Here is a 15,489-nt window from a genome sequence, read left to right on the forward strand (position 1 = left end):
CCAATCAATAAAACAATCGGTATCAACAAACATGGCACACTATTGAGTTCTCAAACAACAGACACACCCGGCACCAAACAGAACCAAACAGTTCCATCATCGCTCCGGAGCAACTTTTCAAACTTACCGGCTAATCATCTTCGGGTCAAATCGGCTGATCCTTCCAATCTCTGAGCTGTACTGCACTCTGAGACGAACCGAAGTTCTGGGGGTTGTCAGCCGGTCAATTCCCTCGACCAGCGCGGATATAAACTCTAGCACCCTTCGGCCGAGGTTGTAAATCGGCATCGGGGCCGGGCTGAAAAAGCCCGGCCCCACGCGGATCTAGGCCCTTTTCGGTGCCAGGTAGACGACACCGAGAGGTGGGACACGGAGATCGGCGTAAGCCGGCTGGCCGCTCCACGGTCCTTCGACGGAAGTCACTCCGCCGAAGTTGGTCACACCCGAACCACCGAATTCCTCGGAGTCGGTGTTGAGCACTTCCTCCCAATCGCCGGACCATGGGAGTCCCACCCTGAATCCTTCGTGCGGCGCACCGGCAAAGTTCGCGATACAGACCAACGGATTGCCCTGGCCATCCCAACGGATGAAGGACAGCGTGTTGCGTGCGCCGTCGTTCTCGTCAATCCACTGGAAGCCGGACGGATCATTATCCCGCAGGTAAAGCGCCGGCGTATTCCGGTAGATGCCGTTCAGCGACCGCACCAAATGCTGCACGCCCTTGTGGGCGGGAGTGTCGGAGAGCCACCAATCAAGACCGTGCTGCTCCGACCATTCGGATTCCTGCGCATACTCGGTGCCCATGAAGATCAGCTGCTTGCCGGGGTGCGCCCACTGGAACGCCAGGTAGGCGCGCACGCTTGCGAGCTGCTGCCACCGGTCGCCCGGCATCTTGCGCAACAGGGACCCCTTGCCGTGCACAACCTCGTCGTGGCTGATTGGCAGGAGGAAGTTCTCCGTGTAGGCGTAGACCATCGAGAACGTGGCCTTGCCGTGGTGGTAGCCACGGTTGATCGGATCTTCAGCCATGTACTCGAGCGAGTCGTGCATCCAGCCCATGTTCCACTTCAACCCGAATCCGAGCCCGCCGCCGCTGGTGGCACGGGTGACTCCGGGGAACGAGGTGGATTCCTCAGCGATCATCACAATGCCCGGTACCCGCTTGTAGGCTGTCGCGTTGACCTCCTGCAGGAAACCGATTGCCTCAAGGTTTTCCCTCCCGCCGAGGCGGTTCGGGGTCCACTGGCCCTCCTCACGGGAGTAGTCCAGGTAGAGCATCGAGGCGACAGCGTCCACGCGCAACCCGTCGATATGGAATTCTTCCAGCCAGTACAGCGCGTTGGCGACGAGGAAGTTCCTCACTTCACGACGACCAAAGTCGAAGATCAGCGTTCCCCAGTCGGGGTGTTCCCCAAGGAAGGGGTCGCCGTGCTCGTAGAGGGTACCGCCGTCGAACTTGGCCAAGGCGAAGTCGTCCTTGGGGAAGTGGGCTGGCACCCAGTCCATGATGACGCCGATGCCCGCCTGGTGCAGCTTGTCCACCAGATACTTGAAGTCATCCGGGTGACCGAACCGCGAGGTGGGGGCGTAGTACGAGGTCACCTGGTAACCCCAGGAGCCACCGAAGGGATGTTCAGCGACAGGCATCAACTCGACGTGGGTGAAGCCCTGCCACTGGACGTACTCGGTGAGCTGCTCGGCAAGCTCCCTGTAGTTCAGTCCAAGCCGCCAGGAGCCGAGGTGCACCTCGTAGACGCTCATGGGCCCGTTGTGGGGATCGGCGGCAGCGCGCGCCGTCATCCACTCGTCGTCCTGGAACGTGTATCGGGATTCGACGACGCGCGAACCGGTGAGCGGTGGGATCTCGGTCCCACGCGCCATCGGGTCGGCCTTCTCGCGCCACTGGCCGTCGCTGCCGAGGATCTCGAACTTGTAGCGGGATCCTGCCTCGGCGCCGGGAATGAAGATTTCCCAGAAACCTGAACTGCCCAGCGCGCGCATCGCGTTGATCGAGCCGTCCCAGCCGTTGAAATCCGCCTTGACGCGCACAGCCTGGGCGTTGGGCGCCCAGACAGCGAAGCTGACGCCGTCGATATCGCCGAGCACTGATGCGTAGTGACGGACATGGGCGCCGAGAGCCGTCCAGAGGGTCTCGTGCCGCCCTTCCGCCAGCAGGTGCATGTCGATTTCACCCAGGGTGGGCAGGAACCGGTACGGGTCGTCGACCAGCTGTGGGCTGCCGTCATAGGTCACTTCAAGCCGGTAGTCGGGCACGTGCCCGGGGGTCTCCGCTTCGACGGTTCCCACCCAGATGCCGTTGTGTTCATGCTCCAGCTCGACCCGGCCACTGGCGGTCACCACTGTGACCCGTTGTGCCAGACGTCGCAGGGTCCGGATCGTCACCTGGGTTTGACCCTCAAGGTGCGCACCCAGGACAGCGTGCGGCTGGTGGTAGCGCCCTTCGGAAACAGCCTGGAGGACATCCTCCGGGTGGTTGATCCGGCCGCTGACGGCCGAACCACCACTGGTCGCTGCGACTGCTGCTGAGGTTGCCACGGGGTCGACGGCGATCACCGGATCGATCGGGCCCGCGGACGCGGGAACAGCAGCCGGAGTCTCAGTTGAGGCGGACTCCGCCTGCCCGGTGAGGGCACGGCGCACATCCCTGACGGGGATGTCCACCCACTCCGGACGATTGCGCAGCTCGTACACGACTTCATACAGCGCCTTGTCCAGCCAGAGGGCAAGGAACAGGGGGTCCGCCCGGTCGATGGGGGTGCCGGTCTGCTCCTGGTAGCCGGCAGCGAAGGCGGCGGCGGACGCTGCTGTCCACTGGTCGGCAGCCGGGATGGCTGCGTCGTTGCCGTGGGCTGCCGCCGCGCCGGCGTACTCGAGCGAACGGGTCATGCCGACGACGTCGCGCAGCACCACATCGGGCACAGAGCGCTCGGCCGCTGGGCGTAGTGGCTCACCCTCGAAGTCCAGGACCAGCCACGATCCGTCAGGCGCGTTGAGGACCTGCCCCAGGTGGTAATCGGAGTGGATGCGCTGTAGCTCGGGCAGAGTCGTGACGGCGCGGACGCGCTCCACCACTGTCGCCACTTCGGCTTCAAGCGGTCCGACGACTCCGCGGGCTTCTTCCCAGGCCCACTCGATGCGCTGGACGAGGGTTTCGATGAACTCGGCACGTTCGGCGTCGCTTGCCGCACGGCTGCCGAAGGCCTCCCCCAGCTGGGAGTGGATGCGTCCAGTCACCCGGCCCAGCTCGGCTGCCTCGGCAGTGAAATCGGTGTTGCTTGCCGCCGCGGCTGAGGCGGTCCGCCAGGCGTCGGTGCTGTCGTCGATGAAGTCGCGCAGCACACTGAGGTGGCCGGTCAGCCACTTCCCCTTGGCGGTGGTGTCTTCCCAGCTGCCGGTGACCCAGCCATATGTGGCCGGGACATCAACGGATCCAGCGTCGGCCAGCTTGGCGCTGACCTGGACGTCGGGGCTCTCGCCCGGGGCCAGCACGCGGAAGAACTTGACGATCATTGATCCGGCTGGGGTCTTGACTACCACTGAGGTGTTGGACTGCTCACCCTTGAGGACCGTCAACTTGAGAGACCTGACAAACCGCTTCTGATCGCCGAAGGACCCTTGCGGAACACCATGCGTGCGTCCGTCCTCGGTCACCCCTCCGGAGCGCATCAACTCCACCCACGCGGTGACAAACACCGGGTCGTGGGTGGCGTCGTAGATCCAGCGGTGACCAAGTTCGGAGTGCTCGGCCTCACCGATCAGTGCGGCCTTGGCACCCCGCAGGGGCGCCTTCCGGTAGCTCAGCGGAACCTGCACAATGTCCTGGCGGGTGCCAGTGTCGACGGCGATCAGGTGGACATCGAGCCCTACCTCGCCTTTAGGGTCCTCCAGCCGGATGCCACCGACCCGGCGAAGTTCAAACTCGCGGCCTGTGGCGGGGAACCACCGCTGACCAGGAAGCCAGGTTTCAAGAAGTTCTGGAAAGGTCGGCGTCATTTTGGGCATTACTTTGCGGCCTCCGGGGCTTGGATGACGGGCAGTGCTTCGGTGTGCGGCGAAGCCGTGTTTGAGCTGGCCGAGCGCAGGCGCAGCCAGTAGAAGTCGTGGCTGCCCAGTGTCAGGGTAAGGGAACCGTCGCTACCGAACGCGGGGAAGGGAGTACCGCCGAAGAGGTCCCGCAGACCCCGGTCGGCGTATTCGGGCAGGTGGAGTTCGGCGGCCACCGGGTGCTGCGAGAGGTTGAACACGCAGAGCACCACCTCGGGCTGCTCGCCCTCGTCATTGCCGGGCGCCACTTCGCGGATGAAGGCCAGGACCGATTCCGCCTCGGTGGGTACGTTGCGGTAGGACCCCAGGCCGAACGCGGGGTGAGTACGCCGGACGGCGAGCATCTGCCGCATCCAGTGCAGCAGGGAGCTGGAGCTGGCCAACTGGGCTTCCACGTTGACGTGGTTGTAGTGGTAGACCAGCGACTGCACAACCGGCAGATACAGCTTTCCCGGGTCGGCCGTGGAGAAGCCGGCGTTGCGATCAGGGTTCCACTGCATCGGGGTACGCGACGCGTCGCGGTCGTCGAGCCAGATGTTGTCACCCATCCCGATTTCGTCCCCGTAGTACAGGAACGGGCTGCCCGGCAGGGAGAGCAGCAGGGCGTGGATGAGTTCCACTTCGGCACGTGAGTTATCGAGCAGCGGGGACAGCCGCCGGCGGATACCCACATTGGCGCGCATCCTCGAATCCGGGGCGTACCAGCCGAGCATCGCTTCGCGTTCCTCGTTGGTGACCATTTCGAGGGTGAGCTCATCGTGGTTCCTGAGGAAGGTGCCCCACTGGGCGCCCGCGGGAATGTCGGGAGTTTCGGCCATCGTTTCGATGATCGGACCGGCCTTCTGGTCACGCAGTGCGTAGAAGAGCTTCGGCATGATCGGGAAGTGGAAGCACATGTGGCATTCAGGGCCGTCGGCGTCGCCGAAGTATTCGACCACCTCGTCCGGGAGCTGGTTGGCTTCCGCGACGATGATGCGGCCGGGGTAGTTCTCGTCCACCATGGTGCGCAGGTCCTTGAGGAACGCGTGCGTCTGGGGAAGGTTCTCGCTGTTGGTCCCTTCCTCTTCGAACAGGTAGGGGATGGCGTCCGCACGGAAACCGTCGATGCCCTGGTCGAGCCAGAATTTCACGACGTCGAACAATGCCTCGATCACCTTGGGGTTCTCGAAGTTCAGGTCCGGCTGGTGGGAGAAGAAGCGGTGCCAGAAGAACTGCCGGCGGACCGGGTCGAAGGTCCAGTTGGACTCCTCGGTGTCAACGAAGATAATCCGGGCGTCCTCGTACTTCTCGTCGGTGTCGCTCCAGACGTAGAAATCGCCGTAGGGACCGTCGGGATCGTTACGGGATTCCTCGAACCAGTGGTGCTTGTCCGATGTGTGGTTCAACGGCAGGTCGATGATGACCCGCACGCCGCGGGCGTGCGCCTCGGCGACCAGCCGCTTGAAGTCACTGATGGTGCCGAACTCGTCGAGGACGTTGTAGTAGTCGGCGATGTCGTAGCCGCCGTCGCGCAGCGGCGACTTGAAGAAGGGCGGCAGCCACAGGCAGTCCACCCCGAGCCACTGCAGGTAGTCCAGTTTGTCGATCAGGCCGGAGAAATCGCCTGAGCCATCGCCGTTCGCGTCTGCGAATCCGCGCACCAGAACTTCGTAGAATACGGCCTTGCGGTACCAGTGTGGGTCATGCGCGAGACCTGGTGCGTTGAGTTGAAACGGGTTGGCCACTAGGGCTTCCTCCTGAGGTAAAGGATGTGTGCTGGTTCCACATGCGGGTCCAGCCTGACGTAGTTGTGGGTGCCCCAGACCCAGCTCTGGCCGGTAATGAGATCGTCCACCCAGAAGGTGCCGTCCTCATTGCAGTCCTCGGGGTCAAGGGCGAGGGCATCGAGGTTCAGCGAAACGGTGCTTTCCCTGGCCCCGTGCGGATCGAGGTTGACCACCACGATGATCGTGTCCTTGGCGGAGCTGTCACCGCCGACGTTGTCCTTGTGCTTGGAGAACACGAGGGTTTCCGAGTCGGAGCTGTGGTGCAGGGTCAGGTTTTCCAGATCGCCCAGCGCCGGGTGGTCCCGGCGGATGTGGTTGAGCCTGGTCAGGTACGGCGCCAGGCTGCGCCCCTCGGCCTCGGCACGCTTGAAGTCACGGGGACGATACTCGAACTTCTCGTTGTCGATCGATTCCTCGGCGCCGGGGCGGGCGACGTGCTCGTACAGCTCGTAGCCCGAATAGACTCCCCAGAGCGGGCTGGCCATGGCGGCGAGCACCGCCCGGATCTTGAATCCCGCCGGTCCACCGTACTGGAGGAACTCGGTGAGAATGTCGGGGGTGTTGACGAAGAAGTTGGGGCGGAAGTAGGGCGCGCTGACCTTGCTGACCTCGGTGAAGTACTCCTCGAGCTCGGTCTTGGTGTTGCGCCAGGTGAAGTAGGTGTAGGACTGCTGGAATCCGGCACGGCCCAGCGCGTGCATCATCGGCGGCCTGGTGAAAGCTTCGGCCAGGAAGACCACCTCGGGGTGTTTGCGGTTGACCTCGCGGATGAGCCATTCCCAGAACACCACCGGTTTGGTGTGCGGGTTATCCACCCGGAAAATCTTCACCCCGTGGCTGATCCACAGCAGAACGATGCGCAGTACCTCGTTCGAGAGGCCGTCGGGATCGTTGTCGAAGTTGATCGGGTAAATGTCCTGGTACTTCTTCGGCGGATTCTCCGCGTAGGCGATGGACCCGTCCACCCGGGTGGTGAACCACTCGGGATGGGAAGTGACCCAGGGGTGGTCCGGGGACGCCTGCAGGGCGAGGTCCAGGGCGATTTCCAGGTTCAGCTCGTTGGCGCGGGCCACGAAGGCGTCGAAGTCGTCGAAGGTGCCCAAGTCGGGGTGGATCGCGTCATGGCCACCCTCCGCAGCGCCGATGGCCCAGGGTGATCCGGGATCGCCGGGGCCGGCGATGAGCGTGTTGTTGGGTCCCTTGCGATGGGTGCGCCCGATCGGGTGGATCGGCGGGAGGTAGACGACGTCGAACGCCATATCCGCGACGGCGGGCAGCCGCTCGGCGGCGGTAACAAAGGTACCCGAGGTCCACTGCGCGGCGGCCGGGTCGTAGGTAGCCCCCTCGGAGCGGGGGAAGAACTCGTACCAGGCCGCACGCCCGGCGAGCTCGCGTTCCACCAGGATGCGGTAGGGCTGGGATACGGTCACCAGGTCGCGCAGCGGTTCGCGGTCGATGGCGGCCAGGATGTCGGCTGACTCGCCGGCGGCCAACCGCTCACCGACTGGGAGTTCAGTGTCGGCGAGGATGCTGGCGGCAGCGATGAAGGCCTCTGCGTCCTGGCCCGGGCGGGACTTCGCCGCATTGGTGAACAGGGCTGCGCCTTCCGCGAGCATCAATTCAACGTCCACCCCGGCGGCGATCTTCACTTCGGCGTTGTGGTGCCAGGTCCCGTACAGGTCCCCCCACCCTTCGATGACGAAGGTGTAGTTACCGACCGACGGCGGGCGTAGCTGCCCCTCGTACCGGTCGAGGCCCAGGCCCACCGGTTTCAGGCGCACCCGCTGAACCTCAACCCCTGCCCCGGAGAGCAGGACCGCTGAGACGCCCAGCTGGTCGTGCCCCTCACGGAACACCGTCGCGCCGACCGTGATGTCCGATCCGGGGATCGCTTTGGACGGGAAGGCACCGCAGTCCACCACTGGCGCAATGTTGGTAATTGGAATTCGTCCGAACCGCAGATCTTTGCCGTCTATCGGCTTCCTGGCGGTACGTCCCTTACGTGGTGGCTCTATTGAAGTCGTCACAGGTTAGACGTTAGCGAGTATTTGCCGAGATTGCTAAGGCGCGCGGACGTAACATGGGCGCATTTAACTGTTGAGTAGACCGATAACGCAAACGTTTACTCCCAGTTGCTCTCATCGGCGGTCACACGCCCACCTACGCCCGGGAAAGTACGCTAGCCTTTCCCGGGTGAAGGCAATCCGCAGATTTACAGTCCGTACCGTTCTCCCCGAAAGCATCGCCCCGCTGGGCAAGCTGGCAGGCAACCTGCGGTGGTCGTGGCATTTGCCGACCACCCGTCTGTTCCGGGACCTCGACCCTGTGGCGTGGGAGGCGAGCGGTCAGGACCCCGTCGCATTCCTCGGCTCGGTCACCCGCGAGCAGCTCAGCCAGCTCGCCGATAACGAGCGCTTGGTCGCCCGGATCGCTGAACTGGGCAGCGACCTGGACCGGTACCTGACCGAACCCCGCTGGTACCAGTCCCTTGGCGACGACGCACCTCGCTCCATTGCCTACTTCTCCCCTGAATACGGCATCAGCGCCGTCCTCCCCCAGTACTCGGGCGGCCTCGGCATCCTTGCCGGCGACCACCTCAAGGCGGCTTCCGATCTGGGTGTCCCGCTTATCGGTGTCGGCCTGCTCTACCAGGCCGGGTACTTTAAGCAGTCGCTCTCCCGTGACGCCTGGCAGCAGGAAACCTACCCGGTCCTCGATCCTGACGGCCTGCCCCTGACGCTCCTCCGCGAGGAGGACGGCAGCCCAGCGAAGGTGGTCCTCCCCCTGCCCGCCGGACGGCAGCTGATCGCACACATCTGGCGCGCCGACGTCGGCCGTGTCCCCCTCCTGCTCCTGGACTCCAACGTGGCCGGCAACGACGAGGCCGCCCGCAACGTGACCGACCGCCTCTACGGCGGCGGCGGCGACCAGCGCCTGCAGCAGGAGCTGCTGCTGGGCATGGGCGGCGTGAAGGCGCTACGCATCTTCGAACGGCTGACCGGCACCCCGGCACCCGAGGTGTTCCACACCAACGAGGGTCACGCCGGATTCCTCGGCATCGAACGGATCCGGGAACTGATGGACCCGTCCAACCCGTCCCCGATGAGCTGGGAAGAGGCGCTGACCGCGGGGCGCTCCTGCACCGTGTTCACCACCCACACCCCTGTGCCTGCAGGGATCGACCGGTTCGAAAAGTCCCAGATCGAGCACTTCTTCGACGCCGGTCTGGCCCCGTCGGTCCCGACGGCGAAGATTCTCACCCTCGGCGCCGAGAACTACGAGGGCGGCGACCCCAACAAGTTCAACATGGCGGTGATGGGCCTGCGCCTGGCCCAGCGTGCGAACGGTGTGGCCAAGCTGCACGGCGTGGTGTCCCGCGGTATGTTCTCCGGGCTGTGGCCGGGCTTCGACACCAGCGAGGTCCCCATCTCCTCGGTCACCAACGGCGTCCATGTCCCCACCTGGGTTGACCCGCTGATCGCCGACTTCGCCCGGGAACGCTTCGGCGCCGAGTCGGTGCTCGACCCGCAGTGGTCCAACGTGTACGACGTCGAGGACTCGGACATCTGGGCCCTGCGCCGCCGGATGCGGTCCAACCTGATCGACGACGTCCGGCAGCGCCTGCGGTCCTCGTGGAAGAAGCGGGGCGCGGCTGACGCCGAGCTGGCGTGGACGAACAACGTCCTTGACCCGGACATCCTCACCATCGGGTTCGCCCGCCGGGTGCCCACCTACAAGCGGCTGACCCTCATGCTCAGGGATCCAGCCCGCCTGAAGGCGCTGCTGCTGCACCCCGACAACCCGATCCAGCTGGTCATTGCCGGCAAGTCGCACCCGGCCGACGAGCAGGGCAAGCGGATGATCCAGGACCTGGTCCGGTTCACCGACGACCCGGAGGTACGCCACCGGATCGTGTTCCTGCCGAACTACGACATCGCCATGGCGCGTACCCTGTTCCCCGGCTGCGATGTCTGGCTGAACAACCCGCTGCGCCCCCTCGAGGCCTGCGGCACGTCGGGCATGAAGTCGGCCATCAACGGCGGACTCAACCTGTCGGTGCTCGACGGCTGGTGGGACGAAATGTACGACGGCGACAACGGCTGGGCCATCCCGACGGCGAACAATGACGCCTCCCCCGAGGAGCGCGACGACATTGAGGCCTCGGCGCTGTATGACCTGCTCGAGGAGCAGGTGGCACCACGGTTCTACAGCACTGTGCGCTCGGAAGGCGCCGGCGCTGCCGGACCGTCGGAGCTCTCCCACGACGGCGTCCCGCACCAGTGGGTCGCCATGATCAAGCACACCATGGCGAACCTGGGGCCGGCGGTGTCCGCCGAGCGGATGCTGCAGGACTACGTCAGCCACCTGTACCAGCCCGCCTGGCGGGCCGGTCGCCTGGCCGCCGAGTCGGACTACACGGCAGCAAAGCACACCGCCGCCTGGCGTTCGCGCATCAACGACGGCTGGTCAGCCGTCCAGGTGGAACACGTGGACTCGATCGGCGTCGCCGAGGATCCCCAGATCGGTGACTCGCTGACCGTCAACGCGTACGTGTCACTCGGGGCCCTGTCCCCGGACGACGTCGCCGTTGAGGTGGCCTACGGACGGGCTTCCGAGAACGACGAGCTCAGCGAGGTGGCCCTGGCCAACCTCGAGGTCTCCGAGAACCTCGGCGCGGGCCGGTACCTGTTCTCCGGAAGTATCAGGATCGACCACTCAGGGTCCTTCGGGTACACCGTCCGGGTGCTGCCGAAGCACGTCAGCCTGGCCTCGAAGTCCGAACTCGGACTGGTCGCCAACGCGTAGGACACTAACTTGCAGGCCCAGCGCCTGTTCAGCATGAGCGGCAGTCGCGCCAGAGTTTCCTGGTGTTGCTGCCGCTTTTGCGTGCCCGCGAAACCGCACGCCAGCGAGGGCAGCGCACCAACAGGGGACTGAGCCTTATGAAGGGGCTGCGCACGGGGAAGCTCCTGCGCGGCCGAAAGCCCGGGGACCGTTGAGGTGCCGGGCTTAGACCCGGTACACGCTGATGGAGTTGGCGGGGACGACGTCGGTCTCGCCCGAGCCCACCCTCGCACCGCGGCGGCGGTCCTGGTCGCCAGCAGTGGTGTAGCGCAGCTCGAACCGTTTGATCGACGGCAGGCCACTGTCTTCCAGCGCGGTGCGGGCGGGCAGCGTGATCCGGGCGTCGTCCATGCTGCCGTTGATGACCACCAGCCCGTCGAGGATGCCGTCCGGGGAGCCGAGGAGCAGCTGCACCGTCCGCGATCCGGGGTCGGTCCACTGCTCCTGCGTCATGGCGGTGCCGGCCGGGTTGAACCAGTGCAGGTAGGAACTGTCGTCCCGCGCCGGATAGCCGTGCGGCTGGTGCGCCAGGAACTCCCGCCGGATCCGCAGCAGGGAGCGGGTGTGCTCCAGGAGGTGGCGGGCGTCGTCGTCGTGATCCCAGTGCAGCCAGGCGAGCTCGTTGTCCTGGCAGTAGGCGTTGTTGTTGCCGCGCTGCGACCTGCCGAACTCGTCCCCGGCGGTGAGCATGGGAACGCCGAGGGAGAGCAGCAAGGTAGCCATCAGGTTGCGGGCGGTCTGGGACCGCGCCGCGGAGATGGCCTCCTGGTCGGTGGGGCCCTCCATGCCGTGGTTGTAGCTGCGGTTGTCGTTGTGACCATCACGGTTCTGCTCGCCGTTGTTCTCGTTGTGCTTGCGGCTGTAGGAGGTCAGGTCGGCGAGCGTGAACCCGTCGTGGGCGGTGATGAGGTTGATGCTCGCGACTGAGGTCCTCCCCGAGGGGGCGAAAAGGTCGGTGGAACCGCTCAGGCACCCCGCCAGCCGGGCCACTGACCCCGCACCGCCGCCCGCTGCGAGGCTCGCCTGATCGGTCAGCCAGAAGTCGCGCACGGTGTCGCGGAAGCGGTCGTTCCAGTCTGCCCAGCCCTGCGGGAAGTTACCGGTCTGCCAGCCGCCCATCCCGATATCCCAGGGTTCGGCGATCATTTTGACGCCGCGCAGGGCGCGGTCGGCTCCGGCGGCAACCAGGAAAGGGTGGCGCGGTGTGAAGGTGTTGGTCTCGTCCCTGGCCATTGACACGGCGAGGTCGAAGCGGAAGCCGTCGATGTGGAATTCCTCCACCCAGTACCGCAGGGAATCCAGGGCAAGGGCGACGACGCGGGGGTGGGCAAAGTTCAGGGTGTTACCGCAGCCGGTGGTGTCCAGGTAGCGTCCGTTGTCACCGTGCCGGTAGTACTGCTGCTCGGCCAGCCCGCGCCAGCTCAGCGCGGGCAGATCCGGTGGACCCTCGGCGGTGTGGTTGTACACCACATCCAGGATCACCTCGAGGCCCGCCTCGTGGAGGAGTTTCACCATCCCCTTGAATTCGTCCTGCACGGCCCGGGGCCCCGCGGCGCGGGCGGCCTCGGTGGCGTAGCCGGGGTGCGGGGCGAAGTACCCGAGGGTGTTGTAGCCCCAGTAGTTGGTCAGTCCCAGCGGCCCGAGGTGCGGTTCGTCGATGTGGAAGTGGACCGGCAACAGTTCCACCGCCGTGACACCCAGCTCCTTGAGGTACCGGATCATGACCGGGTGCGCGAGCCCTGCGTAGGTGCCCCGCAGGTCCGCCGGGATGTCCGGATGCAGCTGGGTGAGTCCCTTGACGTGCGCCTCGTAGACCACTGTGTCGCGCCAGTGGGTCCGGGGTGGTGCGGAGGTTCCCCAGTCGAAGCCGCCGTCCTCCACGTAGACCGACCAGTAGACCGGCCCGGATTCGGTATCTACCGTGTCGATGGCCCGCGCATACGGGTCGAGCAGCAGCTGGGAGGTGTCCGGCAGGGTGGTTTCGACCGGCCAGAACGCGTAGCGCACCGAGTCGGCGAGCCCCTCCACCACGCCGTGGTGCACCCCGTGGGTGTAGTCAGCCAGGGCGGTGGAGTGCCAGGAGCCGTCCCGCCCCTGATAGTGCACGGCCAGGGCCGACACTCCTGGCGCATAGACGGCGACGTTCACGCCGTCCGCCGCGGTGGTGCGCGCGTGGGAGCGGTGCACTCCCAGCGGGAATTCGCTGGAGGGAGGGCTCAGTTCGAGGGAGACGCTCATGGCTGGTGGTCGGCTGCGGTCAGGCGGAACGCTGGCGCGAGATCTCGTACAGGCTGATCCCTACTGCCATCGACGCGTTCAACGACTCCATCGCTGAGTCGATGGGGATCGAGACGATCTGGTCGCAGTTCTCGCGGACCAGGCGGGACAGGCCCTTTCCTTCGGAACCCACGACCAGGCAGACAGGTTCGCGGCCGAGCGTCAGGTCAGGGAGGGATACGTCGCCGTCGCCGTCGAGGCCCAGCACAAAGATGCCCTTGTCCTTGAAGGCTTTCAGGGTGGAGTTCAGGTTGCCGGCCTTGGCGACGGGGACCCGCACGGCAGCGCCGGCACTGGTCTTCCACGCCGAGGCGGTCATCCCGACGGACCGTCGCTCGGGAACGATGACGCCGTGGCCGCTGAACGCGGACAGTGACCTGATGATGGCGCCGAGGTTGCGCGGGTCGGTGATGCCGTCCAGGGCGACGAACAACGGTGCGTTGTTGATGTGGCCCTTCTTCCATTTCTGGATGGTCTCGGTGGCGAGGTCCACGGCGTCGACGTACTCGTAGGGCGGGATCTGCAGCATGATGCCCTGGTGCACCGAGCCGTCCGCCATCCGGTCCAGCTCGGTCTTGCCGGTTTCCATCAGCGGGATGCCCCGCTCGGTGGCGAGCTTCAGCGATTCGCGGATCCGCTCGTCCATTTCGATCCGGATGGCCACGTGCAGCGCCTTCGCGGGGATGCCAGCCCTGAGGGACTCGACGACCGCGTTGCGGCCGGTGACCATTTCTTCGGTGCCCTTGCCGCGCGTGTTGCGGGACGACCCGGGGTTGCGGTTGCCTGAGTGCTTGGCCGCCGACCGTTCGGCGAGCTGCTTGCTCTTGTGGGCCTTGTGGTACGGGCGGTCCTCGGCCTTCGGGGTGGGACCCTTGCCTTCCAGCGCCTTGCGTCCAAGGCCTCCGGTTCCGCCCGAGGGGCCCTTTTTGCTCTTGCGCACAGCGCCGGGACGTCCGTGAGTGGCCATGGGGAAAACACCTTTGGGTAGAAGATTGGTCACCCCAGTTTACGCGGGTAACGCAGCAGACTTCACCGGAGTCTGCTGTATGGCGGCATTGGTCAGCTTTTCAGGGTCCAGGAGGCACCGTCGGCAGTGTCCTCGATGACGATTCCGGCAGCGGTGAGGGCATCACGGATGGCGTCGGCCTGCGCCCAGTCTTTCGTTTCCCGGGCGGTCGTGCGCTGCTGCAGCTGGGATTTGATCAGCGCATCCAGGGCGATGTACTCGGGGCCGCGGGGACCCTTGCCGGGGTCCTGGACGTCGTCGAGTCCGAGCACCATTGTCATTTTCATGACGTCGATGAAGGCCTTCTTGGTGGCCTCGCTGTCTCCAGCGGCCAGGGCGGTATTCCCCGCCCGGACCGTGTCGTGCAGGACGGCCAGCGCCTGGGGCACGTTGAGGTCATCATTCATCGCTTCGATGAATGCCTGCGGTGCGGGACCGGCAACGAAGCCGTACCCGTCGGGGAATTCCCGGGCGGCGGCTTTGGAGAGGAACCCGTCGATGCGTTCGACGGCAGCAGCTGCCTCCTGCAGGGAGGTGGGCCGGTAGTCGAGTACCGACCGGTAGTGCGCCTGCCCGAGGTAGTACCGCACGACGCGGGGGCTGGCGAGGTCGAGCATCTCGGTGGGGCTGACCGTGTTGCCGATCGACTTGGACATCTTTTCACCCTCGAAGGTGACCATCCCGTTGTGCATCCAGTACCGGGCGAAGGGGTGCCCCGCGGCCTGCGACTGGGCCATTTCGTTCTCGTGGTGCGGGAACCTCAGGTCCAGGCCGCCGCCGTGGATGTCGAACTCGGTGCCGAGGTACTTGGTGACCATTGCCGAGCACTCGAGGTGCCAGCCCGGCCGGCCGGGTCCCCACGGGCTGGGCCAGGCGGCGGTGTCCGGCTCGCCTTCTTTCCACCCTTTCCAGAGAGCGAAGTCTCGCGGATCGCGCTTCCGGTTGATGAATTCGGGTTCGACGTCGGTGGCGCTCTGCATGTCGTCGATGTTCTGCCGGGTGAGGGAGCCGTACCCCTTCCATGAACGCACATCGAAATAGACGTCACCGGAGTCGTCGTTGGCCGGGTAGGCATGCCCCCGGTCGATGAGGAGCTGGATCAGGGAGTGCATTTCTGGAATGTGGCCGGTCGCGCGCGGCTCGTAGGTGGGCCTGCGCACGCCCAAGGTGTCGTATGCCCGCTGGAATTCCAGTTCGTAGCGGTAGGCCAGCGCCCACCACTGTTCGCCGCGCAGCTCGCGGGGCAGGGCGTCGTCGTGCTCCGATTCCTTGGCGCGGGCCAAGATTTTGTCGTCGATGTCGGTGACGTTGCGGACCGTGGTGACCTTGTAACCGCTGGCGCTCAGCCAGCGGGTGAGCTGGTCGAACGCGATTGCGGAGCGGATGTGCCCCACGTGCGGCATCCCCTGCACAGTGGCACCGCAGTAGTACAGTCCCACTTCACCCTGCTTGAGGGGAACGAAGTCGCGGATCTGGGCGGTCGCGGTGTCATAGAATCTCAGGCTCACCGCTCCAGATTAGCCGGTCGCG

The 15,489-nt window shown here is 65.4% G+C and carries 7 protein-coding genes; 1 reads left to right on the forward strand and 6 read right to left on the reverse strand.

From position 1 onward, the window contains the following. Window positions 1–324: 324 nt before the first annotated feature. From glgB to HMI58_RS13815, 3 genes are read right to left on the reverse strand one after another with little or no spacing between them, the layout of a single operon-like run. A complete protein-coding gene (gene glgB, locus HMI58_RS13805; protein ID WP_171620562.1) occupies window positions 325–4,023 on the reverse strand; it encodes a 1,4-alpha-glucan branching protein GlgB in 3,699 nt (1,232 codons plus the stop codon). Further along, entirely contained in the window at window positions 4,023–5,789 is a 1,767-nt protein-coding gene (gene treS / locus HMI58_RS13810) for a maltose alpha-D-glucosyltransferase (RefSeq protein ID WP_171586109.1), read from the reverse strand. The genes glgB and treS overlap by 1 nt, the downstream gene beginning before the upstream one ends. Further along, on the reverse strand, window positions 5,789–7,858 hold the full coding sequence (locus tag HMI58_RS13815; RefSeq protein ID WP_318779230.1) for an alpha-1,4-glucan--maltose-1-phosphate maltosyltransferase: 2,070 nt from the start codon (window positions 7,856–7,858) through the stop codon (window positions 5,789–5,791). The genes treS and HMI58_RS13815 overlap by 1 nt, the downstream gene beginning before the upstream one ends. A 166-nt stretch (window positions 7,859–8,024) precedes the next feature. Here HMI58_RS13815 and glgP point away from each other — a divergent pair, with 166 nt between their 5' ends. Then, window positions 8,025–10,637, forward strand: coding sequence for an alpha-glucan family phosphorylase (gene glgP, locus HMI58_RS13820; RefSeq protein WP_171620564.1), 2,613 nt, complete (start codon window positions 8,025–8,027; stop codon window positions 10,635–10,637). A 204-nt stretch (window positions 10,638–10,841) separates the two neighbouring features. Here the strand turns inward: glgP and glgX are convergent, their stop codons facing one another. The 3 genes from glgX to cysS all read right to left on the reverse strand — a co-directional run bounded on the left by glgX (window position 10,842) and on the right by cysS (window position 15,467). Continuing rightward, a complete protein-coding gene (gene glgX, locus HMI58_RS13825) occupies window positions 10,842–12,914 on the reverse strand; it encodes a glycogen debranching protein GlgX (RefSeq protein ID WP_171620566.1) in 2,073 nt (690 codons plus the stop codon). A 19-nt stretch (window positions 12,915–12,933) separates the two neighbouring features. Then, window positions 12,934–13,920 carry a 23S rRNA (guanosine(2251)-2'-O)-methyltransferase RlmB gene (gene rlmB, locus HMI58_RS13830; RefSeq protein WP_171586112.1) on the reverse strand — a complete coding sequence of 329 codons (987 nt, stop codon included), beginning with the start codon at window positions 13,918–13,920 and terminating at the stop codon, window positions 12,934–12,936. A 92-nt stretch (window positions 13,921–14,012) separates the two neighbouring features. Further along, window positions 14,013–15,467 (reverse strand): cysteine--tRNA ligase, encoded by a 1,455-nt coding sequence (gene cysS / locus HMI58_RS13835; protein WP_171620568.1) that lies wholly within the window; start codon window positions 15,465–15,467, stop codon window positions 14,013–14,015. Window positions 15,468–15,489: the final 22 nt, after the last annotated feature.

This window comes from Arthrobacter sp. 147(2020), assembly GCF_013116715.1.
Lineage (GTDB): Bacteria > Actinomycetota > Actinomycetes > Actinomycetales > Micrococcaceae > Arthrobacter_D.